Raw genomic sequence first — 21,653 nt, forward strand, 5'->3', positions numbered from 1 at the left:
GACCTTTCTCAGTCGAAGCCGATAGAGCGCAGATATGCGCGGTTGATCCTGGCATCGCGCAGCGCGTCGGTGCCGGGCAGGGTCGGGTCGCAATCCTGCTCGACCGTGCACCAGCCGGAATAGCCGCCGCCCTCCAGCAGGTCCCGAACCCGGGGGAAATCCACGTCGCCATCGCCAAGGTTGCAGAAGATGCCCTGGCCGCAAGCCTCGTAGAAGCCGGTGCCGCGGGCAATTGCATCCGCCTTGACGACAGGGTCGATGTCCTTGAAATGCATGTAGCTTATGCGGGGCAGGTGGCGCTCCATGAAGGCAATGGGATCGAAGCCCGCATAGGAATGATGGCCGGTGTCGAAGCAGATCTTCAGGATGCCCTCGTCAACCTCGTCCAGAAGCCGCTCAAGCTCGGGCTCGAAGTCGATGAAGCCCGCCGCATGGGCGTGGATGCCCACTGTCAGGCCGTAATCCTCGGCGCCGATCCGCGCCACCTGGGCGATGCGGTCGCGGAAGGCGGCCCATTCGGCGGCGTCCATTTGTTCGGCGGCATCGGCCCGTCCGGCGGTGGGTGCCCGGCGCGGCGAGATCGAATCGATCAGCACCAGATGCTCGGCCCCGTGCGCCTTGAGCGCGCGGCAGGTCCGCACCGCGCCATCGAGCACATCGTCCCATTGCGCGGGGTCGTGAAAGGCGCGGAACACCACGCCGCCGATCAGCGTCAGATCGTGTTCGTCCAGCGCATCGGCCAGGATCGCGGGGTCCTCGGGCATGAAGCCGACGGGGCCCAGCTCGATCCCCGTGTAGCCTGCCGCGGCGCAGTCGCGCAGCACGTCGCGCCAATCGGGATTGCGCGGGTCCTGCGCAAACTCGACACCCCAGGAACAGGGCGCATTGCCGATCTTGATGCTCATCCGAGCCTCCTTCATGTGGGGGATACGTCTTGCCAGCGGCCCTGCGATTGCGACAGGCGGGCGGCTTCGGTCACGCGCGACACCGCGAGCCCGTCGCGGAAAGTGGGCCAGATCGCGCGGCCTTCGTGGATGGCGCGCAGGAAGTCGCGCGCCTCGATGATGATCTGGTCCTGATAGCCGGTGCCATGGCCCGGACCCTGGCAGAAAGGCAGGTAATCGGGATGGTCCGGTCCGGTCAGGATCTGGCGGAAGCCGCGCGTGGCCTGAGGGCCCGCCGCCTCATAGAGCCAGAGGGCATTCTGGTCCTCCTGGTTGAAGCGAATTGCGCCCCTGGTGCCCGTCACCTCGTAGATATAGCCCATCTTGCGGCCCGTCGCGACGCGGCTGAAGAACAGGTGGCCCATCGCGCCATTGGCGAAACGGCACATCATCTGGGCCTGGTCGTCGTTCAGCACCGGATCGCCGCCGCGTGTGGGGTGCACCGTCTCGATCTCGGCCATGACGCGGTCGATGGGGCCGATCAGGGCAAGCGCGGCGTTGATCATGTGCGGCGCCAGATCGCCCAGGGCACCGTTGGCGTCGCCCTTGGCGCGCCATGTGGCGGGCAGGGCGGGATCGGCGTAGAAATCCTCGGTGTGTTCGCCCCGGAACCAGGTGACGTCGCCGATGGCCCCGTCGGCGATCAGGCGGCGGGCGAATTGCGAGGCCGGCGTGCGGATGTAGTTGAAGCCGATCATGGTGACGATGCCCGCGTCTTCGGCGGCGGCGACCATGGCCGCGCCGTCCCGCGGCGAGGCGCCCAGCGGTTTTTCGCAGAACACGGGCTTGCCGAGGGCGGCCGCCGCGCGCACGATTTCAAGGTGGGTTTCGGGCGGCGAGGCGATGACGATGGCATCGACGCGGTCGTCGCCGACCAGAGCGCGCCAGTCCGGGGCCGCGCGGGCGAACCCGAAGGCGCGGGCGTAGCGGTCCGCAGAGGCTTGCGACGTCGCCGCCACCATCTCGAGACGCGGGCGCAACGGCGTGTCGAAGACCGCGCCGACAGCGGAATAGGCCACCGCATGCGCCTTGCCCATATAGCCGCCGCCGATGATGCCGATGCCGATCTCGGACATGGGGCCTTCTCCAGAATTTTATTGCAACCGGTTGCAATAGCGGTATCTATAAACCACTGTTCCGGTCAAGCGCGTTTGCAAGAGGCACGCAATTTATCAGCGCCAAGGGGGACGACATCATGCGCGACGACACCATCCGGCTGACCACGGCGCAGGCGATCATTCGCTATCTGGATGCGCAATTCATCGAGATCGACGGCCAGCGCCAGCGGCTTTGCGGCGGCGGCTTCGGCATCTTCGGTCATGGCAACGTGACCTGCCTTGGCGAGGCGCTGTACGATCACAGGGACACGCTGCCGCATTATCGGGGGCAGAATGAACAAAGCATGGGATTCGCCGCGGCAGCCTATGCCAAGTATCACCTGCGGCGCCGCTTCATGTTCTGCACCGCGTCGGCGGGGCCGGGTACGGCGAACCTGCTGACCGCGGCGGCCCTGGCCCATGCCAATCGGCTGCCGATGCTGATGCTGTGCGGCGATACCTTCCTGACACGGCTGCCCGACCCGGTGCTTCAACAGCTCGAGCATTACGGCAATCCGACCCTTGGCGTGAATGACGCCTTCCGCGCCGTGAGCCGCTACTGGGACCGCATCACCCATCCCGCGCAGGTCATCCAGTCGCTGCCCGCGGCGCTCGCGACCATGCTCGATCCGGCCGATTGCGGTCCGGCGTTTCTGGGTCTGCCGCAGGATGTGCAGGGCTGGGCCTATGACTATCCGGCCGCGTTCTTCGCCGAGCGCACGCACCGCATCCGCCGGGTGGCCCCCGACACGGACGAGGTCGCGGATGCCGTGGCCGCTCTGAAAGCCGCCGCGCGCCCGGTGATCGTCGCGGGCGGCGGTGTGCAGTATTCCGGTGCCGTGGCCGAATTGACGGGTTTTGCCGAGGCGCATGGCATTCCGGTGATCGAGACCATCGCCGGCCGCGCCAACCTGCGCGCCGATCATCCGCTGAACATCGGCCCCGTGGGCGTCACCGGGTCGGACAGCGCCAACGCGGTGGCCGGGGCGGCGGATGTGATCCTGTCGGTCGGATCGCGCCTGCAGGACTTCACTACCGGGTCCTGGACCGTGTTTGCGCAGGACGCCACGCTGGTGTCGCTCAACGCGGCGCGGCACGACGCGGGCAAGCACTTCGCGCACCCCGTGGTGGGCGACGCCAGGCTGGGCCTTCAGGCGTTGGCGCGGGGTCTGGCGGGCTACCGGGCGCCGGACAGCTGGACCGGGTTCGCCCAGGACGCGCGCCGCACCTGGGACGCCTATGTCGCCGAGAACGTGCGCCCCGGCAACGGCCCCAACTCCTACGCGCAGGCCATCGGCGTGGTGAACGCGCTCTGCGATCCGCGCGACCGGGTGGTGACGGCGGCGGGGGGCCTGCCCGCCGAGGTCACGGCCAACTGGCGCACGCTGGATATCGGCACCGTCGACGTCGAATTCGGTTTTTCCTGCATGGGCTACGAAATCGCGGGCGGCTGGGGCGCGCGCATCGCGCAATCCGAGGTCGAGCCTGACGCCGACACCATCGTCTTTGTGGGCGACGGATCCTACCTGATGCTGAACTCCGACATCTATTCGTCGGTTCTGAGCGCCAAGAAGCTGATTGTCCTCGTGCTCGACAATGGCGGTTTTGCGGTGATCAACAAGTTGCAGAACAACACCGGCAATGCCAGTTTCAACAACCTGCTCGCGGATGCGCCGACGATCCCCGCGCCCTTCGCGGTCGACTTCGCGGCCCATGCGGCGGCGATGGGGGCGCATGCGGTGCGCGTCGACACGCCCGAGCAGCTGGGCGAGGCCTTCCGCGCGGCCAAGGCGGCGGACACCACGTCGGTGATCGTGATGACCGTCGACGCCTACGAGGGATGGACCACCGAAGGCCACGCCTGGTGGGAGGTGGGCACGCCGGAAGTGTCCGACCATGCCGCGGTGCGCGAAAAGCACGCCGAGACCGAGGCCGGGCGCGCGCGCCAGCGGCGGGGCGTGTGATGGCGGGGCTTGGCATCGACGCGGTCCGCAAGGGCATCGCGCGCAACGCCTTCGTGGTGCTGGGACGCGCCGGGATCGACCTGTTCGCCGATCCGCCGGGGGTGAAAAGCGAAGATGCCGACACCTTCCATGCGGATCTGGGTGGGTCCTCGGCCAATATCGCGGCGGGACTTTGCAGGTTCGGGGCGACGGCGGCGCTGGTCACCTCGGTTTCGGATGACGCGGTCGGGCGGTTCTGCATCAACAAACTGCGCCATTACGGCGTCGATACGCGCCATGTGCGCAAGGTGGCGGGCGAGTACCGCACCTCGCTGGCGCTGTATGAAAGCCGGATCGAGAATTTCCAGAACGTCATCTACCGCAACGGCGCCGCCGATTTCCAGGTCACCGAGGCCGACATGGCGGCGGTCGATCTGGACCCTTTCGGCGCGCTGGTGACGGCGGGCACGGTCTTCGCCGCAGAGCCGTCGCGCGGGGCCACCTTCCGCGCCTTCGAGCGCGCCCGCGCCGCCGGTCTGCCGATCCTGTTCGACATCGATTACCGCCCCTATTCCTGGCCCTCGCCGGAGGTCGCCGCCGAGGTGCTGAGCCGCGCCGGTGCCGCGTCGGACATGATCGTCGGTAATGACGAAGAGTTCGGATTCATGGCAGGCGACATGGCGCGCGGGCTTGAAAAAGCGCGGGCGCTGGCCCGGGACGGCGTGGCCATCGTCATCTACAAGATGGGCGAACAGGGCGCGATCACGCTGGCGGGCGGGCAGGAGATCCGCACCGGCATCTACCCGGTCGATGCGATCAAGCCCAACGGCGCGGGCGATGCCTTCATGGCCGGGCTGCTGGCGGGCATGGCCGACGGGCTGGACCTGCGCGATGCGGTGCTGCGCGGGTCGGCCTGTGCCGCGATCGTCGTCTCGAAACCCGGCTGCGCACCGGCGATGCCCGATCACGCGCAGCTTGCCGCCTTCCTTGCCGATCATCCCCAGCCGACAGAGGTCTGAGCCGATGCATATCGCCCCTTACGACAACGCCAACGCGCCCATCGTCGACACCCAGGACGCGCGTGTGCCGCTGAACTACTTCAACATCGTCAAGCTGAAGAAGGGCGAAAGCTTCGGCTACGCGGTGCCCGGATACGAGACCTGCATCGCCCCCGCGACGGGGCTTGTGGATGTGACCGTGGGCGGGTTTTCCGCGAAAGATCTGGGCGGGCGCGGCGTCGATGTCTGGGACGGCGAACCCGAGGGCGTCTATGTGCCCACCGGGGCCGAGGCGCGCTTCACCTGCCTTTCCGACAGCGCCGAGGTCTTTGTCGCGGGCGCGAAATTTGACGACGTGCTCGAGCCCTTCGCGGTGCGCAGCGACGAGATCGACCTTGTGCAATACGGGTCGGACGACACCAAGACCCATCGCAAGATCAAGCATATCCTGGGTGCCAACCAGCATGACCGGGTCGGCCGCCTGCTGGTGTCAGAGCTGTATACCGTGGGGCAGGGCGGCTGGTCCGGCTTTCCCAGCCACAAGCACGACACCGACCGCAAGGGCGACGACGGGGCGTTGATCGAGACCCGCCACGACGAAACCTACAACTTCCGCTTCCGGCCCGATTACGGATCGGGTCTGCAGATGTTGCAGCGCGAAGACAACGAGCCGGGCGATGCCTATCACATCGTCAACGGCTCGACGATGCTGATCGACAAGGGTTATCACCCCTGCTGCGTGCTGCCGGGCTATGAGATGTATTATTTCACCATACTCGGCGGGCTGAGCCAGCGCAGTCTCAAGCAGTATTTCCAGCCCACCCATGCGGCGCAGTTGCATACCATTCCGGGGATCATGGACATGGTGGCGAAGTTCAAATGACGCGGGCGACGCTGAAAGACGTCCTGCAACCGGCGATGACAGGCGGTTACGCGGTCGGCGGGCTGGTCTGCCTCGGCTGGGAAGACATGCGCGCCTATGCCCGTGCCGCCGAAGCGCTGGGCCTGCCAGTGATCCTGCAGGCCGGTCCGTCCTGTCGCAAGCACACGCCGCTGCCGGTGCTGGGCGCGATGTTCCGCAATCTTGCCGACAGCGTCACGGTGCCGGTCGTGGCGCATCTCGATCACGGCTATACCTATGACGAATGCCGCGAGGCGCTGGAGGCGGGGTTCACGTCGCTGATGTTTGACGGGTCGCGCAAGCCCCTGTCGCAGAACATCGACGAGACCGCGCGCATCGCCGAGATGGCCCATGCGGCGGGCATCTCCTGCGAGGGCGAAATCGGCTTTGTGGGATATGCATCGGGGGACGCGTCGCTGGGCACCGATCCCGAAGAAGCGGCGCGCTTTGCCCGCGAAACCGGCGTCGACGCGATGGCGATCTCGGTCGGCAACGTGCATCTGCAACAGGACCACGAGGGCGGGCTCGACGAGGCCCGCATCCGCGCCATCGAGGCGGTGACGGACCTGCCGCTGGTGATCCACGGCGGATCGGGCGTGCCGGTGGCGCAGCGCACGGCGCTGGCGCGCGGCTCGAAAATCGCCAAGTTCAACATCGGAACCGAGCTGCGCATGGCCTTTGGACGCGAATTGCGCGCCGCCATCGCCCGCGATCCCGACCGCTTTGACCGGGTGCAAATCCTGGTCGAGGTCGAGGCCCCCTTGCAGGCGGCGGCGGCAGAGGTCCTGCGCGCGCTTGGTCCGGCATAAACAGGAGTAAACAGGATGATCGCGTTTGGACTTCTGGGATGTGGCCGGATCGGGCAGGTCCACGCCACGAGCATTGCGTCGGTCGATGGCGCACGGCTGGTCGCGGTTGCCGATGCCCTGCCGGAGGCGGCAGAGGCGCTGGCCGCGCGCAGCGGCGCCGAGGCGCGCGCCGCCGGGGACATCATTTCCGCCACCGACATCGACGCCGTCATCATCGCCACGCCGACCAGCCTGCATTTCGACCAGATCCATGCGCTGGCCCGGGCCGGCAAGGCGATTTTCTGCGAAAAGCCCATCGACCTGTCGGCTGAGCGTGCCGCCGAGTGCCGGGACGCGGTGAAGGCAGCGGGGGTGCCGTTCCTGACCGCCTTCAATCGCCGATTTGATCCGCAATTCGCGCATCTCAAGGCGCAACTGGACGCGGGGGCCATCGGTGCCGCCGAACTGGTGGTCATCACCTCGCGCGATCCCGCGCCGCCGCCCGCCAGCTACATCGCGCAATCGGGCGGCCTGTTCCGCGACATGATGATCCACGATTTCGACATGGCACGGTTTCTGCTGGGCGAGGAGCCGGTCGAGGTCTTCGCCGTGGGGTCCTGTCTGGTGGACCCGGCCATCGGGGCCGAGGGCGATGTCGATACCGCCGTCGTCACCCTGCGCACCGCGTCGGGCAAGCTGTGCCAGATCAACAATTCGCGCCGCGCCACCTATGGCTATGACCAGCGCGTCGAGGTGCACGGATCGGCGGGCATGTTGCAGGCCGCGAACATGCCCGAGCATCTGGTGACACGCGCCGGGCCCGACGGGTTCGCGACCGCGGTCAATCAGCTGTTCTTCCTGGAACGCTACCGGGCCGCCTACCTGGCCGAGATGACCGCCTTCGTGACGGCGGTCGCGGCGGGCAGGTCGCCCGCGCCTGGCATCGAGGATGGCGTCGCAGCGCAGCGCCTGGCCGATGCCGCCACCCGGTCCTGCCAGGACGGCACGGTCCACCGCCTGGACTGACGCATCGCGCCGCCGTCAGTCGAGGAACGGCTTGAGATGGGCCACCACGCTGCGCCCCAGCGGTCCCAGTTCGTAGCCGCCCTCGAGGATCGACACGATGCGCCCGTCGCAATGCCGCCGGGCGATCCTGAGCAGTTCGGTGGACAGCCAGCCGTAATCCGCCTCGGTCAGGTCGATGGTCGACATGTCGTCCTGGAAATGCGCATCGAAGCCCGCCGAGATGAACAGGAACTCGGGCTCGAACCGGTCCAGCGCGGGAAACCAGTGTTCGGCAACCGCGGCGCGAAACTCCGGCCCGGTGGTGCCGCCCTTCAGCGGCACATCGACCAGGTTCTCGGTGTCCGAAGCGTGGCCGGAAAACGGGTAGAACGGGTGCTGGAAGCTGGAGCAGAACAGCACGCGCGGGTCGTTTGCGAAGATGTGCTCGGTGCCGTTGCCGTGATGCACGTCGAAATCGATGATCGCGACGCGGGACAGGCCATGCACCTCGAGCGCGTGGGCCGCGGCCACCGCGATATTGTTGAACAGGCAAAAGCCCATGGCCTTGTCGCGTTCGGCGTGGTGTCCGGGCGGGCGGATCGCGCAGAACACCGGCGCGGCCTTGCCGGACATCACCAGATCGACGGCCAGCACGCCCGCACCCGCCGCCCGCCGCGCCGCGTTGAGTGTGCCCGGCGACATCACCGTGTCGCCGTCGATCTCGACGCTGCCGGTCTTCGGGGCCATGGCGAAGACGCGGTCGAGGTAGTCGGCGTCATGCACCCGCTCAAGCGCGGCGCGGGTAACCAGCGGCGCCTCGTCGCGGTGCACCACGAAATCCAGACCCGACATGATGATCTGGTTGTTGATGGCGTCCAGTCGCTCGGCGGTTTCGGGGTGCAGCGGCCCGGCGTCATGGTCCTGGCAATCGGGGTGCGAGATTATGGTCAGCATGAGAGGGGTCTTTCCGGTTGAAGCTAGAGCCTGCGCGACACGGCCACCAGATCGGGATCGCCGGGCGAGGGGGTGATGGAAAAGCCGAGGTCCTGCATCAGCTGCAGCATCGGCCCGTTCTGGCGCAGGACCGTGCCTTCGATCGTGTCGAGCCCGTGCAGGCGGGCGGCGTCCATCAGCGCGGTCATGATCCGCGTGCCCAGCCCCTTGCCCTGCATCCTGTCAGAGACGACGACGGCGAATTCACAGCTGTGCGCGTCGGGATTGATGACGTAGCGGGCCACCGCACCCTGACGCGCATCCGCCCCTTCGCCCAGTTCGGCGATCAGCGCCATTTCGCGCGCGTAGTCGATCTGGGTGAACTGCACGAGCATTTCGGCGCTCAGCTCTTTCATCGTGCCCATGAAGCGGAATTTCCGCGACTCGGGCGACAGCTCGCGGATGAAGGTCTGTTCGCTTTCCGCGTCTTCGGGGCGGATCGGGCGGATGGTCACGGCGTCGCCATTGGCAAGGGTGCCCCGCTGCACGAGGTGGCGCGGATAGGGCAGGATCGCCATGTGATCATAGTCCTGCGCGGACGCGGGACGCGGAGCCACGCGGATGCGGGCGTCGACGGCGATGACGCCGTGCGGCGTGGCAAACAGCGGATTGATGTCCAGCTCGGCGATCTCGGGCAATTCGCAGACCATGTCGGACAGCCGCATCAGCACCTTGACCACCGCGTCCCGGTCGACCGCGGGCTGATCGCGGAAGGTGTCGAGCAGGCGCGCGACCCGGGTGCGGTCGATCAGCCGGTTTGCCAGAATGGTGGTCAGCGGCGGCAGGGCGGTGGCGCTGTCGCGCAGGATCTCGACCATGGTGCCGCCCGCGCCGAACAGGATGCCGGGGCCGAAGACCGGGTCTTTGACCGCGCCGACCACCAGCTCGCGCGCATGTTCGAGATCGGCCATCGCCTCGACCGTGACGCCTGAAATGGTGGCGTCGGGCCGCGCCGCGCGGGCAGCGGCGGTGACCGCGTCGAAGGCCGCCCGGACCGCCTCTGCGGACTGGATGTTCATGCGCACGCCGTTCACGTCCGACTTGTGGCTGATCTGCGGCGACGCGATCTTGACCGCGACCGGATAGCCCAGCGTATCGGCGACGGCCTGCGCCTCGGCGGCGGTCGCTGCCGCGCGCGTGGCGGTGACCGGGATGTGGAAGGCCGTCAGCACCGCCTTGGACTCGATATCGGACAGCATCTCGCGCCCGTCGGACAGGGCGGTCGCAAGGATCGTCCGCGCGCCGTCGATATCTGGCGGTCGCGCACCCGACAGGGGCCCAGGCGTCTCAAGCGCGAGGGTCCGGTTGCGCCGGTGCTGGGCGAGGAACGAGAACGCCTCGACGGCGCGCTCGGGCGTGGTGAAGTCGGGGATGCCGGCGGCGCTGAGCAGGTGGCGCGCCTCGGTCACCGACGATTCGCCCATCCAGCAGGTCAGGATCGGTTTCTTCGATCCCTGCGCCGCATCAAGCACAGCCTGCGCGGCCTCGGTCGCATTGGTCACGGCCTGCGGGGTCAGCATGACCAGCACGCCATCCGTCGACGGCTCGGCCAGCATCGCCTTTACCGCGACCCGGTAGGCGTCGGGGGTGGCATCGCCCAGAATGTCGACCGGGTTGCCATGCGACCAGAACGGCGGCAGCAGCGCGTCGAGTTCCGCAAGCGTTGCCGCGCCCGGCTGCGGCAGGGCGATGCCCAGATCGCCCACCCTGTCGGCGGCCAGCACCCCCGCACCGCCCCCGTTGGTGACGATGCCCAGCCGGTTGCCCGCGGTGCGGCGATTGGGGGCCAGAATCTCGGCGGCGGCGAACAGTTGCCCGAAGGTATCCACCCGGACCGCGCCGGTCCGCTCGAGCGCGGCATCGAACATCGCGTCCGACCCCATCAGCGCACCGGTATGCGTGTGCGCCGCCTTCGAGCTTTGCGCATGGCGTCCGGCCTTGAGCACGATCACCGGCTTCGTCGCGGCGGCGTGGCGCGCCGAACTGATGAAGCCGCGCGCGTCGCGCACGCCCTCGACATAAAGCAGGATCGCGTCCGTGTGCCGGTCCTCGGCCAGATAGCGCAGCGTGTCTCCGAACCCGATATTCGCGGAATTCCCCATCGACACCAGCGCCGAGAACCCCAGGTGGTTCGGCCCCGCCCAGTCCGAGATCGCCGAACAGAGCGCGCCCGATTGCGACACCAGCGCGATGCGGCCCTTTGGGGGCGCGGAATTCAGAAAGGTCGCGTCCATCCCGACCCAGGGGCGCACCATCCCGACGCAGTTCGGCCCGAGAAACCGCACGCCTGCCGCGCGCGCGGCATCGACAAGCGCCGCCTCGCGGGCACGCCCGTCCGCGCCCTGTTCGCCGAAGCCCGCCGACAGGATGATCGCATTGCGGGTCCCGGCAGCGCCGCAATCGCGAATGATCTGCGGCAAAGTGCTCGCCGGGGTGGCGATCACCGCCAGATCGACCTGCTGCCCGACCTCGGCAAGGGACGCGAAGCACGGGCGCCCCGCGACGCTGTCATACTTGGCGTTGATCGGGTGGATCGGCCCCTCGAAACCGCCGGCCAGAAGGTTTGAGAACACCTTGCCCCCAACGCTGCCGACACGGTCGCTTGCGCCGAAGACGGCGATGGATTTCGGATCGAAAAGGGGTTGGAGTGGGTTCGGACCCATGCTGTCGTCTCCTGAGGACGTGGATGAAAGCGCTATACGCCGCGACTGGTCCGCACGCCTGCCGCGCTGGCCCGACCTAGACGCTGCTTACCGCCATGGCCACGGGGCTTCCTTGACCGAAGTCAAATACCGCCGATCCCAGCCACGGGACATGACCGCAACGGACCACCGCATGCGGCGTCGGGGGCAGGGACGATAGCCGTGGTGCGCGCCGGTGCAACGCGTCCGGCCCCGTATGCCCGGTTACCGGTTCGGGTGAAAGGCAGACGTCGAGTTGTATGATCTGATGATGGGGCGCACCAGGGGGCAATTTCTTGCGCGCCCGGGCCGCGGGCCATTAGGCGGGCGATTGCCGGCCAAAGCGCGGCTTTCAAGCGATCTCTGGGAATATAGAGCAGAATTATTCGTACCTGCGCGGACGTGCGGCATCGGACACGCGGATCGAGAGAATTTGGGCGTGCCAGTTTACCGCCTGGCGGTTGGTTTGTAGCTTTCGAAGGGAAAGGAAATAGCCGTCCGGATATGGCTGGCGGAGCAAATCAACGCCGTAGAAAGAGAGACGACTTTAATCGCCTGAGGTTGGCGACACCTATATTTCAAAACAATACGCGAGAATGGTGAAAGGCCATAGGTATCAGACGCCACCGGTCAAGATCGTCGTTGAGGTCGCCTGCCGCTTTCGGAACGGTCGAATATAGCGAATAACGACCAACCGGATAGAATAGAACGTCGAATACAAAAGAATTATCCGAAGAAATTAAAATTCCTCGGGATCAGGAATGCAGCCCCTATTGTGCCGTGCCATGTAAGGCAATGGGCCGGAATTGATCCGGCCCATCGCAGTTGGTTTAGTTAGCCGTCGTACTCAGGCAGTTGCTTGAGCGCGTCCTCGGTGCTTTCGATGTAGACGCGAACGTCGTCGCCATCGTCGGTCCGCATGATCTGCAGCTCTTCCATGGTCACGGCGACGGGACGTTCGCCCATGCCCAGGAAGCCGCCGACATCGATGACGGCACGGTCGAGCTTGCCATCGTCGGTCAGAAGCAACTCGCTGATTTCGCCGACATCTTCGTCGTCAGAGCCGTAGACGCGGGCACCGGTCAGGTCTTCGGTGTTCAGGTCCTCGACCTTGACGTTCTGGTAGCCGTCACGCTCGACCGACGGGGCGGTCAGCATCATGCGGTCGTCCGACATCGTGGTGTCGGTATCCGCCATTGCGGTGTTGTCGCCATCGGCCATTGCGGCCTTGTCTTCGTCGGTCATGTCGGCGTGGTCGTCCATGCCGCGCTCAAAGGCAGGGGCTTCTTCCACACCGGCAGCATTGGCGCTGATGACAAGGAAGAAATCGTCTGACTCGCCCTCTTCGGCGACGAACTTGATCTGCGACATGTCAACGGCGACGTCCTTTTCGCCGATCGACAGGAAACCGCCGACACCAACGATCACGGAAGAGACCTGGCCATCGCGGGTGAGGATGATGTCATTGATCTCGCCAATGTCGTCCCATTCGGTTTCGCCATCGGCTTCGATCTCGTTCTCGATCTCGGCTTCGGTGGCATAGACGCGCATCCCGATCAGCTCGGATGCATAAAGATTGGACGCCTGGTCGAAAGTCATGTCCGAGAATGCCGAAGTGTGCGCTTCGGCATATGCGGATGTGCCAAGGACGAGCGAAGTGGCGGCAGTTGCAAGAAAGCGTTTCATTGTCAGACTCCTCTGTGTGGATTACGGCACCGGCTTGTGCAGTGCTTCGTTGAATGAACAGATGGCGCGACAACTTGTTCCGGATCGCTTGCGAATTTTTTCTGGAAATGGGCAGGGCTTCCTATACGCGCAACTTAACGGTGGAAAATTGTGCGCGACATCTTGGAACCAATGGGGGATCGGGGCGTTTGACAGCAACAATTCACGTAATGGAGCTGACAATGGCCGATAATGGGACAACGAAAGAAACAACAGTCGTGACAACCGGTGGCGGCGGCGGCGGGAGCTGGTTCTTGATCGGCGCGCTGGTCGTGATCGTGGCGATTGGCGGCTACTTCTTCTTCGGCGGAGAAGCGCCGGTGGCCGACAAGAACGTCGATGTATCGATCGAACTGCCGAAGTCCGAATAACCCTGGCAATAAGGAACCATCGCCATGAGCACGATCCTTGTCATCATCCTCGTTCTGCTTTTGATCGGCGCGTTGCCCACCTGGGGTCACAGCAGGTCGTGGGGCTATCTGCCGTCCGGGGGTCTGGGCCTCATTTTGATCATCGTGATCATACTGGCATTGACCGGCAGTATCTGACCCCAATCCATCATTTCTGACGCATGTCGTCCGCCTGTCGCATCACAGGCGGGCGATTTTTCGTTCTGACGCCTTGGGTGTCGAAGAGCAGCCTGCGCGCGGACCGGTGTCGTGCGCACATGCGCGATACCCGCATGGTCGGCGCAAATCGTCTTCGTTCGCCGCATGCAGCGCGCCAAAAAAGACCAGATTGCGGAGTCCGCGCATGGGGTGTCTGCTATGTCTGGTGCATCAGGCAGAAGGGGTCCGACCGATGAGCAGCAAGCCGTACGTCTATCAATCCATCGCACGCGCGACCCATGAACACGGGGTCGAAACCATGTTCGGACTGATGGGCGACGCCAATCTCTTCATGGTGGACAGCTTCGTTCGGGATTTCGGCAGGCGCTTTGTGCCCGCGGCGCATGAGGGCAGTTCGGTCCTGATGGCGGTGGCCTATGCGCATGTGTCGGGCAAAGTCGGTGTCGCCACGGTGACCCACGGGCCCGCCCTGACAAATGCAATGACCGCACTGACCGAAGCGGCGCGGGGCCATGTGCCGCTGGTCGTGCTGGCCGGGGATACGCCGGTGGACAATCCGCGCCATCTGCAAAGCATCGACCAGCGCGAACTGGTCAAGGTGACCGGTGCCGGGTTCGAGCAGCTGCGGTCGCCCGCGACGGTCGGCAAGGACGTCGCGCGGGCGTTCTACCGCGCGCAGGTCGAACGCCGCCCCATCGTTCTGAACATGCCCGCCGATTTCATGTGGCAGGAATCGAACGACGAAGGTCACGTGCTGGACGTGTTCACCGCACCGGGTGGCGTGGCGCAGGGGGACATCCTGGACAACGCCATCGGCATGATCGCGTCGGCGCGCCGCCCGCTGATCCTCGCGGGGGGCGGTGCGGTCCGGGCGCGGGACCGGTTGATCCGGCTTGCGGACCGACTAGAGGCACCGCTTGCCACGACGCTGAAGGCCAAGGGGCTGTTCCGCGATCACCCCTTCAACATCGATATCTTCGGCACGTTGTCGACGCCCGCGGCCTATGACCTGATCGCGAAATCCGATTGCATCGTCTGCTTCGGTACTGCGCTGCACGATTTCACCACCGACCGTGGCAAGTTGATGAAGGACAAGCGGATCGTCCAGATCGATGTCCGGCCCGAAGCGATCGGCGGCGGGCTGCACCCGGACGCGGCACTTGTCGCCGATGCGGGCCTGACCGCCGAAACCATCCTCTACTGGCTGGATGAGGCAGAGGTGCCGTCCAGCGGCTTCACCCGCGAACTGGACGTGGCCACGCTGACGACGCATCCCGCCGGGCCGGACAAAAGCACCGAGGGTTTCGTCAATTACGTGCACGCGCTGAAACGGCTGGACGAAGCCCTGCCGCAGGACCGCGTGCTGGTGACAGATGGCGGGCGCTTCATGACCGAAGTCTGGTGCCGCGTGTCGGTGCAGGACCCGCAAAGCTTTGTCGGCACGGTAAATTTCGGGGCCATCGGACTGGGCCTGCAAGAGGCGATTGGCGCAGGCGTTGCCGCGCCCGACCGCCCGGTGGTGCTGTTCAGCGGCGATGGCGGCTTCATGATGGGCGGCATCAACGAGTTCAACACCGCCGTGCGGCTCGGGCTCGATCTGATAGTCATCGTCGCCAACGATTCCGCCTATGGGGCCGAGCATATCCAGTTCATCGACCGCGAGATGGACCCAGGCCTGACCGAGTTCAACTGGCCCTCCTTTGCCGAGATCGCGCGGTCGCTCGGCGGGGACGGTGCCGAGGTACGCTCGAAGGACGAACTGGAGACAGCGCTCGAGGCGCTCGGGCGCAGGAAGGGTCCGTTCCTGATCGAACTGCGCCTGGATCCGAACGAGGTGCCGCGTATGCGCATCTGACCGGTGACAGCGCCGGTCGCGCCGCAAGAGGGGCGGGCCGGGCCAAACCCGGGCCGTGCCCCGCCGCCCCGGTTCGCGCGCCGACAGAAGTGGCGCGCCAGGGCCGATCGATCGGCGGATTTTCCACCTTGTCGGTCGGTCGCAACCATATGTGTTGCAAGGTTTTCGGCGCGCGCTACTCTGCACTCCTATCACCCGTCAAGGAGGCGTGCGCATGACCCGGTTGACCGCGAAGGACTTCGATCCCAAGCTTCTCGAACTCTATGATTTTTACGCCCATGGCATGATCACCAAGCGCCAGTTTCTGGACGGCGCGGCGAAGTTCGCGGTGGCGGGTATGACCGCGACGACCCTCCTCGGGTTGATGTCGCCCGACTATGCGCTGGCCCAGCAGGTGTCGTTCAACGACCCTGACATTCTTGCCGAATACATCACCTATCCGTCGCCCAACGGGCATGGCGAGGTGCGCGGCTACATGGTCCGCCCGGCGGGTGTCGAAGGCAAGTTGCCAGCGGTGGTCGTGGTGCACGAGAACCGTGGTCTCAATCCCTATATCGAGGACGTGGCCCGCCGTGTTGCCAAGGCCGGGTTCTTGGCGCTGGCCCCGGACGGTCTGACCTCGGTCGGCGGATACCCCGGCAACGATGCCGAAGGGCGCGATCTGCAAAAATCCGTCGATCCCGAAAAGCTGATGAACGATTTCTTCGCGGCGGTCGAGTACCTCATGACGCATGAAGGCTCGACCGGCAATGTCGGTATCACCGGGTTCTGCTATGGCGGCGGCGTCGCGAATGCGGCGGCGGTGGCCTATCCCGAACTCAAGGCCGCGGTGCCCTATTACGGGCGGCAGGCCGCCGCCGGGGATGTGCCGAAGATCCAGGCGCCGCTGCTGTTGCACTACGGTGCCCTGGACGAGCGGGTGAACGCCGGCTGGCCCGCCTTCGAGGCAGCCCTCAAGGCCAACGGCAAGACCTACGAGGCCCATATCTACGAAGGCGCCAATCACGGTTTTCACAACGACAGCACCCCGCGCTATGACGAAGCCATGGCAGAGCTGTCCTGGGACCGGACGATTGCGCATTTCAGGACGTACCTGGTCTAGCAACCGGCGATGCGTCGTGCAGACCAAGTGTCGGAACCGATGCGGAAAAAACCCGGCGCTGTGGCATGTCCGGGGCCGCGGGTCGTTGTATGGGCGGCGGGCTTGGCCCATATATGGCCCGTGGCGACCTGCGGCATCGGCGCAACCGGTGCCGGTTCGGGGGACTGCCCGTTTCTGTGATCCGGGGACAAGTGCATGAGTGACGATCCATACAAGGTGCTGGGCCTCACCAAGTCGGCCACGCAGGACGAGATCAAGAAAGCCTATCGCAAGCTTGCCAAAAAGCTGCATCCCGACCTGCATCCCGGCGACGAGTCCAAGCAGGCCGAGTTCCAGGCCGTCTCTGCGGCCAACAGCCTGCTCAGCGATCCCGAGCAGCGTAAACGCTTTGACGCGGGCGAGATCGACGCCAGCGGTCAGGAACGCGCCGAGCGGCAATTCTATCACCAGTATGCCGGGCAGGATGCGGGGCGGCGCTATGACCAGGGCGGCCCGTCCGGCGGGTTCGAGGACGCGTCGGATCTGTTCTCCGAACTGTTCGGGCGGGGCAGGCAGGGGGCGCGCGGCGGCGGGTTCCAGCAGACCATGCATGCGCGCGGCCCAGACAGCCGCTACCAGCTCGAGGTCGATTTCCTCGAGGCCGCGGCGGGGGCCAGTCGCAGCGTGACGCTGCCCGACGGCAACCGGCTCGAGATCAAGATCCCGGCGGGGTTGAAGGACGGCCAGACCTTGCGCTTGCGCGGCAAGGGTGGGGCCGGCTTCGGCAACGGCCCTGCGGGCGACGCGCTGGTGACCATCGCGGTGCGCCCGCACCCGGTGTTCATGCGCGAGGGCAACGATATCGAGGTCGAGCTTCCGGTCACCTTCGACGAAGCGGTCCTTGGGGCCAAGGTCGAGGTGCCGACCATCTCGGGGTCGGTGTCGATGACGATTCCCAAGGGGGCGTCATCCGGGCACCGGCTGCGGTTGAAGGGCAAGGGGATCGCCCCTGCCAAGGGGGCGGTCGGGGACCAGTACGTGCGGCTCAGGATCGTGCTGCCGGACCGGATCGACGCCCGGATGGAGGAACTGGCGACGCAGTGGCGGGAGCATGCGCAGTTCGATCCGCGCAAGCAATTGCGGAGGAAGACATGACATTCGATGAATACACCGTGGTCGCGCGCGTCGAGCGCCTGAACCTGAGAGAGCTGAGAAGCTGGGTGCGTGAAGGCTGGGTCCGCCCCGCCCGCAGCGAAAAAGGTCCGGTCTTCGACGATGTGGACGTCGCCCGCATCCGGCTGCTGTGCGATCTCAAGAAAGACCTGTCGCTTCCGACCGATGCGCTGCCGGTCGTGTTGACGCTGATCGACCGGCTGCACCAGACGCGCCGCGAGTTGCGCGTCCTGACCGAGGCGCTCGAGGCGCAACCGGACGACATCCGCGAAAGGGTCGTCACGCAGTTCTTCGATCTGCAGGACCGGGCAGGCGGACCGGACGACGACCGCTAGAAACCGCGAGGAACGTTTGAAGACGGGCGGCGCGCGCTGCGGCGGTGGTGCTACGCGGTCTTCGCGGTCGCATGCCGGTCCACCATCCGCTGGACCATCGGGGCAAAATGCCAGAAATCCGGCGTCACCATGTCCGGACGCTTGCCCGCGTCGTCGAGGTAACGCACCGCGACGATCTGTTCGAGGTTCGGGTTCCTCTCGAGCTGCGCAACCTCGGACGCGCTCATCGGGCCCCCTTGCAGGGTGAGCGAATGCACCGACGCCTCGGACAGCCGCCGCAGATAGTCTGGCCGGGTTGCGCAGAGGTAGCGTTTGGCGGCCACGTGGTAGCGTACGCAATCCACGATGATGGTCGGGAAAAAGCGCTCCAGCACCGCGGCCCCCGCGTCCTCGTGGTGGCGGTCTTCGGTGTCATCCATACGGAAGGTGCCGAATTCGCTGGTGAAATGCCCGATGTCGTGCAGCAACGCGCCCACCACGATTTCGTCCGGCTGTCCGTTCTGCTCTGCGATGGTGGCGCCCTGCAGCATGTGCTGGCCCATGTTCACCGGCTCGCCCAGGTATTCCTCGCCCCCGCGCCGGTCGAAGATGTCGCCGATGAAGGCGACGACGGTGTCCGGGGTCAGCGCGTCGATATCGGGTTTCACGCGGCGGCCTCCGGCAGACGCGCGCGGCACAGGGCGTCATGGGTCGAGCGCAGCCCGTCGGTGTCGGCGTAACACCCCTGAAGCCAGCGCGTGCCGTCGCCGGAATAGCCCTTGCGCGCGTGCAGCACGCGGGTGTTGACCACGATGAACGCCTCACCGGTGGCAAGGCGGAAGGTCACCTCCATCGCCGGATCGTCGATGATTTCGCCCAGCCGTCGATAGGCGGCGTAATAGGTGGCCATCCTGTCGAACGGCACATCCGTGACGGCGGCCATGGACCGGTTGTTGAACCGCACCGCGATCAATTCGCCATCCGGGGCAAGCTCGATCATGGGGCGGCGCGCGGTTAGGCAGACGCCCGCGTCGCCGGCGTATTCGAAGCGGGCGCAGTGGTCGGCGAGGACGTCGAAATAGGCCGCGTTCTCGTCGCGCAGGCGGCGGGCGGCAGCGAACCCGTCGACCACCATGTTCGCGCCACCGGCGGCAGAGCTTTCGAGGCAATAGAGCACCTGAACCGTCGGCACCGGATCGCGGTAGGGGTTGTCTGTGTGGGCCTGCAGGCCAAGGCCGGTATAGGCGAGGTTGGTCGGGTTGACCTCGGTCCGGACCTCGAAATGTCGCCCGTAATTGGTTTCGCGCACATGGCCGAAGAGATCGACGATCCGGAACAACGCCCCCTCGGCGACCGGTCCGCCCACCACCTTGGCAAAGCCGTAGCGGTTGACCGCCCCCAGCCAGCGGCGCAGCGCGGCGCGGTCGCCGCAGAGTTGGTTGAAGTCGCCCACCGGGACGTCGTTGGCCAATCCGGCGTCCCAGAGCGCGATCCCCGGCGCTGTCCAGCCGCGCGGGCGCGCCTTCGCGGTGTCATAGGCATGCGCTGCCAGCCAGGAAAGGTCGTAGGACACGGTCTTGCCCTCGGGTTGGAATGTCACCGCGACCGTTGCCCCCGTGAGGTCGGCGCTGCCGATGGTCGTGTCCGGGGGAATGTCGCGCAGCGCGATCCGTCGCTGACCGTTGCCGGGGTCGCGGGTCGCGGGATCGGCGGCGTTGTCGCGCAGCCAGATCGCGTGGAAGCGGTGCGCCGTGGTCGCGGTCGTGACGGTCAGGAACGCGCCCGAGGGATCGATGGTGACGGCAGTCATGGTGCGGTCCTCGCCGGATTGGTCTTGGCAGACACCATCGGGATTTTCCGCCGCAAGATCAAACCGGGAATTGCCTGTCCGAGGCTTCGCTATCGCGGGTTGCAATCTTCCGCGACAGGAAGCGGTCGAACCAGCAGCCTTGCCATTTGGCGTAAATAAAACTATATATGCCAAACAGCAGTTTTGGAGCGCGTTATGCTGACCGAAGTCGAACGGACACCGCCATCGCCGGATGGCCCGGAACTGAGCACGCAGGAGGCCCAGGCCTCGGCGCGGGCAGTGGTAAACCTGTTCGCGAAATGGGGTCTGTCGGACGAAGAGGCGCGGCAGGTGCTCGGCGGCCTGCCTGCCCGGACCTGGGCGCGCTGGAAGACCGGTGCGATCGGTCGGATCGACCGCGATCTGGCAACCCGCCTGTCGCTGCTGCTGGGCATCCACAAGGCGACGCGCTACCTGTTTAATCGCGACCTCCAGCGGGCCTATGGCTGGATCAGGGCGCGGAACACCGTGTTCGGCGGCCAAAGCGCCCTCGATGTCTTGCTGGGTGGCCAGATCATCGATCTTTACAGCGTGCGTCGCTACCTGGACGCCGAACGCTCTGGATGGTGAGCGACAGCGTGGTCGCACGCGTCCCGCGCGCACGGGTGTGCTGGCCGAAGACCTACCGCATCATCCGGTCGATCTTTCCGCCAATCGACCTGTTCGAGGATATCGCCGACCCGGCGGACTGGGACGCGCTGGCATCCGCAGAGGCCAAGACCAACCCGCGGGTCTGGGACCAGGTGGGCAACCTTTCGCTGGTGCCGCCTGACCGGCGGGTGGCGGGCTGCGGCGCGTCGCTTCTGATGGCACCGTTCTTTCACTGTTCGACCGACCGGCCCGGACGCTTTTCGGACGGCAGCTACGGCGTCTACTACGCGGCGGATGCCGAAGAGGTGGCGCTGTACGAAGTCGCCCATCACCATGCGGCGTTCATGGCCAGCACCGCGCAGAAGGCAGGCTGGACATCGCAGTTCCGGGTGCTGATCGGCCATGTCGATACGACCCTGCACGATGTATCGGATGTGCCCGGGGCGCTGGACCCCGACGACTATTCGCGAAGTCAGGACCTCGCGCGGGACCTGCGCCGAGGCGGCTCAGACGGGGTGGTCTACCCCAGCGTGAGAGCGCCTGACGGCCTGTGCATCGGTGTCTTCTGGCCGGACGTTCTGCCGATCCCCAGACAGGGCGATCACTATGAATTCTACTGGGACGGCCGGGCGGTAAGCCGGGTGCGCAATATTGCCACGCGCCGGATCTATTCGCTGGGGGAATGACCCAGAGGACGCTGCGCCGGGGCCGGGGCCGGGCGGCGCGGGGCCGGGCGGCGCGGGGCGCTTCGGTGATCATGCACGGAAACTTGACCGTCGCGGTTGCGGGGAAATGGTAGAATCGCCGTCCAACCAAGGGGTGCCTGCCATGAAAACGCTGATCACTGCCGGACTGTTCGCGATCCTTGCCGGGCCGGTCCTGGCCTTTCAATGCCCCGCCGATATGGCCGCAATCGATTCCGCAATGGCGACCGCGACCCTGTCTGACGCGCAGATGGACAAGGTAAAGCAGCTGCGCGCGAGGGGCGAGGCCGAGCACGATGCGGGCAATCATCAAGCCTCGGTCGATGCGCTGGCGCAGGCGAAGGCATTGCTCGGGCTTTGAGGCCGACCGCACCGCGCTCGGGCCGGGCTTTGGGCGACGGCGCAGGCCCGCGTCGAGGCCGGTCGCCTTAGGCGGCCTTGG

General features: G+C 66.0%; 21 protein-coding genes. 14 read left to right on the plus strand and 7 right to left on the minus strand.

Annotated features, from left to right (window positions below):
- Positions 1-8 precede the first annotated feature (8 nt).
- The gene (locus ACXYMN_RS12360; RefSeq protein ID WP_459013985.1) at positions 9-905 is read right to left on the minus strand and encodes a sugar phosphate isomerase/epimerase family protein; all 897 of its coding nucleotides are present in this window, start codon (positions 903-905) and stop codon (positions 9-11) included.
- An 11-nt stretch (positions 906-916) separates the two neighbouring features.
- Entirely contained in the window at positions 917-2,020 is a 1,104-nt protein-coding gene (locus ACXYMN_RS12365; protein WP_459013986.1) for a Gfo/Idh/MocA family protein, read from the minus strand.
- A gap of 119 nt (positions 2,021-2,139) precedes the next feature.
- On the opposite strand from ACXYMN_RS12365, the gene iolD reads away from it, so the two are divergent.
- From iolD to iolG, 5 genes are read left to right on the plus strand one after another with little or no spacing between them, the layout of a single operon-like run.
- Positions 2,140-4,005 (plus strand): 3D-(3,5/4)-trihydroxycyclohexane-1,2-dione acylhydrolase (decyclizing), encoded by a 1,866-nt coding sequence (gene iolD / locus ACXYMN_RS12370; RefSeq protein ID WP_459013987.1) that lies wholly within the window; start codon positions 2,140-2,142, stop codon positions 4,003-4,005.
- On the plus strand, positions 4,005-5,003 hold the full coding sequence (iolC, locus tag ACXYMN_RS12375; protein WP_459013988.1) for a 5-dehydro-2-deoxygluconokinase: 999 nt from the start codon (positions 4,005-4,007) through the stop codon (positions 5,001-5,003). The genes iolD and iolC overlap by 1 nt, the downstream gene beginning before the upstream one ends.
- 4 nt (positions 5,004-5,007) lie before the next feature.
- The gene (locus ACXYMN_RS12380) at positions 5,008-5,865 is read left to right on the plus strand and encodes a 5-deoxy-glucuronate isomerase (RefSeq protein WP_459013989.1); all 858 of its coding nucleotides are present in this window, start codon (positions 5,008-5,010) and stop codon (positions 5,863-5,865) included.
- Positions 5,862-6,692: a class II fructose-bisphosphate aldolase gene (locus ACXYMN_RS12385; RefSeq protein WP_459013990.1), complete on the plus strand. Its 831-nt coding sequence runs from the start codon at positions 5,862-5,864 to the stop codon at positions 6,690-6,692. The genes ACXYMN_RS12380 and ACXYMN_RS12385 overlap by 4 nt, the downstream gene beginning before the upstream one ends.
- Positions 6,693-6,707: 15 nt before the next feature.
- Positions 6,708-7,697: an inositol 2-dehydrogenase gene (gene iolG, locus ACXYMN_RS12390; protein ID WP_459013991.1), complete on the plus strand. Its 990-nt coding sequence runs from the start codon at positions 6,708-6,710 to the stop codon at positions 7,695-7,697.
- 15 nt (positions 7,698-7,712) lie between these two features.
- On the opposite strand, the gene ACXYMN_RS12395 is transcribed toward iolG, so the two are convergent.
- The 3 genes from ACXYMN_RS12395 to ACXYMN_RS12405 all read right to left on the minus strand — a co-directional run bounded on the left by ACXYMN_RS12395 (position 7,713) and on the right by ACXYMN_RS12405 (position 13,036).
- Entirely contained in the window at positions 7,713-8,630 is a 918-nt protein-coding gene (locus tag ACXYMN_RS12395) for a histone deacetylase family protein (RefSeq protein WP_459013993.1), read from the minus strand.
- 23 nt (positions 8,631-8,653) lie between these two features.
- Positions 8,654-11,332 carry a bifunctional acetate--CoA ligase family protein/GNAT family N-acetyltransferase gene (locus ACXYMN_RS12400; protein WP_459013994.1) on the minus strand — a complete coding sequence of 893 codons (2,679 nt, stop codon included), beginning with the start codon at positions 11,330-11,332 and terminating at the stop codon, positions 8,654-8,656.
- Positions 11,333-12,184: 852 nt separating this feature from the next.
- Positions 12,185-13,036: a PRC-barrel domain-containing protein gene (locus tag ACXYMN_RS12405; RefSeq protein WP_459013995.1), complete on the minus strand. Its 852-nt coding sequence runs from the start codon at positions 13,034-13,036 to the stop codon at positions 12,185-12,187.
- 74 nt (positions 13,037-13,110) lie between these two features.
- Between ACXYMN_RS12405 and ACXYMN_RS12410 the strand changes: the two genes are divergently transcribed.
- The 6 genes from ACXYMN_RS12410 to ACXYMN_RS12435 all read left to right on the plus strand — a co-directional run bounded on the left by ACXYMN_RS12410 (position 13,111) and on the right by ACXYMN_RS12435 (position 18,088).
- Positions 13,111-13,446 (plus strand): hypothetical protein, encoded by a 336-nt coding sequence (locus ACXYMN_RS12410; protein WP_459013996.1) that lies wholly within the window; start codon positions 13,111-13,113, stop codon positions 13,444-13,446.
- Positions 13,447-13,470: 24 nt separating this feature from the next.
- On the plus strand, positions 13,471-13,623 hold the full coding sequence (locus tag ACXYMN_RS12415) for a DUF3309 family protein (RefSeq protein ID WP_459013997.1): 153 nt from the start codon (positions 13,471-13,473) through the stop codon (positions 13,621-13,623).
- Positions 13,624-13,876: 253 nt separating this feature from the next.
- Positions 13,877-15,499, plus strand: a complete 1,623-nt coding sequence (locus ACXYMN_RS12420) for a thiamine pyrophosphate-binding protein (protein ID WP_459013998.1) — start codon at positions 13,877-13,879, stop codon at positions 15,497-15,499.
- Between the two features lie 214 nt (positions 15,500-15,713).
- Positions 15,714-16,601 (plus strand): YghX family hydrolase, encoded by an 888-nt coding sequence (gene yghX, locus ACXYMN_RS12425; RefSeq protein WP_459013999.1) that lies wholly within the window; start codon positions 15,714-15,716, stop codon positions 16,599-16,601.
- Positions 16,602-16,796: 195 nt separating this feature from the next.
- Positions 16,797-17,735, plus strand: coding sequence for a DnaJ C-terminal domain-containing protein (locus ACXYMN_RS12430; RefSeq protein WP_459014000.1), 939 nt, complete (start codon positions 16,797-16,799; stop codon positions 17,733-17,735).
- Positions 17,732-18,088, plus strand: coding sequence for a chaperone modulator CbpM (locus ACXYMN_RS12435; RefSeq protein WP_459014001.1), 357 nt, complete (start codon positions 17,732-17,734; stop codon positions 18,086-18,088). The genes ACXYMN_RS12430 and ACXYMN_RS12435 overlap by 4 nt, the downstream gene beginning before the upstream one ends.
- 50 nt (positions 18,089-18,138) lie before the next feature.
- On the opposite strand, the gene tmpB is transcribed toward ACXYMN_RS12435, so the two are convergent.
- Complete coding sequence (tmpB, locus tag ACXYMN_RS12440) at positions 18,139-18,735, minus strand: (R)-1-hydroxy-2-trimethylaminoethylphosphonate oxygenase (protein WP_459014002.1); 597 nt, start codon at positions 18,733-18,735, stop codon at positions 18,139-18,141.
- Positions 18,732-19,877 carry a 2-trimethylaminoethylphosphonate dioxygenase gene (gene tmpA / locus ACXYMN_RS12445; protein WP_459014003.1) on the minus strand — a complete coding sequence of 382 codons (1,146 nt, stop codon included), beginning with the start codon at positions 19,875-19,877 and terminating at the stop codon, positions 18,732-18,734. The genes tmpB and tmpA overlap by 4 nt, the downstream gene beginning before the upstream one ends.
- A 195-nt stretch (positions 19,878-20,072) precedes the next feature.
- Between tmpA and ACXYMN_RS12450 the strand changes: the two genes are divergently transcribed.
- The 3 genes from ACXYMN_RS12450 to ACXYMN_RS12460 all read left to right on the plus strand — a co-directional run bounded on the left by ACXYMN_RS12450 (position 20,073) and on the right by ACXYMN_RS12460 (position 21,572).
- Positions 20,073-20,486, plus strand: coding sequence for an MbcA/ParS/Xre antitoxin family protein (locus tag ACXYMN_RS12450; protein WP_459014004.1), 414 nt, complete (start codon positions 20,073-20,075; stop codon positions 20,484-20,486).
- Positions 20,480-21,193, plus strand: coding sequence for an RES family NAD+ phosphorylase (locus ACXYMN_RS12455; RefSeq protein WP_459014006.1), 714 nt, complete (start codon positions 20,480-20,482; stop codon positions 21,191-21,193). Before ACXYMN_RS12450 ends, ACXYMN_RS12455 begins: the two co-directional genes overlap by 7 nt.
- 142 nt (positions 21,194-21,335) lie before the next feature.
- Positions 21,336-21,572 carry a hypothetical protein gene (locus tag ACXYMN_RS12460; protein ID WP_459014007.1) on the plus strand — a complete coding sequence of 79 codons (237 nt, stop codon included), beginning with the start codon at positions 21,336-21,338 and terminating at the stop codon, positions 21,570-21,572.
- The last annotated feature ends 81 nt before the right edge of the window (positions 21,573-21,653 follow it).

It is taken from the genome of Roseivivax sp. CAU 1753 (assembly GCF_054482575.1).

What these genes read in the sequence shown, in the direction of transcription:
- iolG (WP_459013991.1), top strand. Translation starts at nt 6,708, where the DNA reads ATGATCGCGTTTGGACTTCTGGGATGTGGCCGGATCGGGCAGGTCCAC.
- ACXYMN_RS12385 (WP_459013990.1), top strand. Translation starts at nt 5,862, where the DNA reads ATGACGCGGGCGACGCTGAAAGACGTCCTGCAACCGGCGATGACAGGC.
- ACXYMN_RS12430 (WP_459014000.1), top strand. Translation starts at nt 16,797, where the DNA reads ATGAGTGACGATCCATACAAGGTGCTGGGCCTCACCAAGTCGGCCACG.
- iolC (WP_459013988.1), top strand. Translation starts at nt 4,005, where the DNA reads ATGGCGGGGCTTGGCATCGACGCGGTCCGCAAGGGCATCGCGCGCAAC.
- ACXYMN_RS12460 (WP_459014007.1), top strand. Translation starts at nt 21,336, where the DNA reads ATGAAAACGCTGATCACTGCCGGACTGTTCGCGATCCTTGCCGGGCCG.
- ACXYMN_RS12360 (WP_459013985.1), bottom strand. Translation starts at nt 905, where the DNA reads ATGAGCATCAAGATCGGCAATGCGCCCTGTTCCTGGGGTGTCGAGTTT.
- iolD (WP_459013987.1), top strand. Translation starts at nt 2,140, where the DNA reads ATGCGCGACGACACCATCCGGCTGACCACGGCGCAGGCGATCATTCGC.
- tmpA (WP_459014003.1), bottom strand. Translation starts at nt 19,877, where the DNA reads ATGACTGCCGTCACCATCGATCCCTCGGGCGCGTTCCTGACCGTCACG.
- ACXYMN_RS12450 (WP_459014004.1), top strand. Translation starts at nt 20,073, where the DNA reads ATGCTGACCGAAGTCGAACGGACACCGCCATCGCCGGATGGCCCGGAA.
- ACXYMN_RS12405 (WP_459013995.1), bottom strand. Translation starts at nt 13,036, where the DNA reads ATGAAACGCTTTCTTGCAACTGCCGCCACTTCGCTCGTCCTTGGCACA.
- ACXYMN_RS12435 (WP_459014001.1), top strand. Translation starts at nt 17,732, where the DNA reads ATGACATTCGATGAATACACCGTGGTCGCGCGCGTCGAGCGCCTGAAC.
- ACXYMN_RS12395 (WP_459013993.1), bottom strand. Translation starts at nt 8,630, where the DNA reads ATGCTGACCATAATCTCGCACCCCGATTGCCAGGACCATGACGCCGGG.
- ACXYMN_RS12400 (WP_459013994.1), bottom strand. Translation starts at nt 11,332, where the DNA reads ATGGGTCCGAACCCACTCCAACCCCTTTTCGATCCGAAATCCATCGCC.
- ACXYMN_RS12380 (WP_459013989.1), top strand. Translation starts at nt 5,008, where the DNA reads ATGCATATCGCCCCTTACGACAACGCCAACGCGCCCATCGTCGACACC.
- ACXYMN_RS12415 (WP_459013997.1), top strand. Translation starts at nt 13,471, where the DNA reads ATGAGCACGATCCTTGTCATCATCCTCGTTCTGCTTTTGATCGGCGCG.
- ACXYMN_RS12455 (WP_459014006.1), top strand. Translation starts at nt 20,480, where the DNA reads ATGGTGAGCGACAGCGTGGTCGCACGCGTCCCGCGCGCACGGGTGTGC.
- yghX (WP_459013999.1), top strand. Translation starts at nt 15,714, where the DNA reads ATGACCCGGTTGACCGCGAAGGACTTCGATCCCAAGCTTCTCGAACTC.
- ACXYMN_RS12420 (WP_459013998.1), top strand. Translation starts at nt 13,877, where the DNA reads ATGAGCAGCAAGCCGTACGTCTATCAATCCATCGCACGCGCGACCCAT.
- ACXYMN_RS12365 (WP_459013986.1), bottom strand. Translation starts at nt 2,020, where the DNA reads ATGTCCGAGATCGGCATCGGCATCATCGGCGGCGGCTATATGGGCAAG.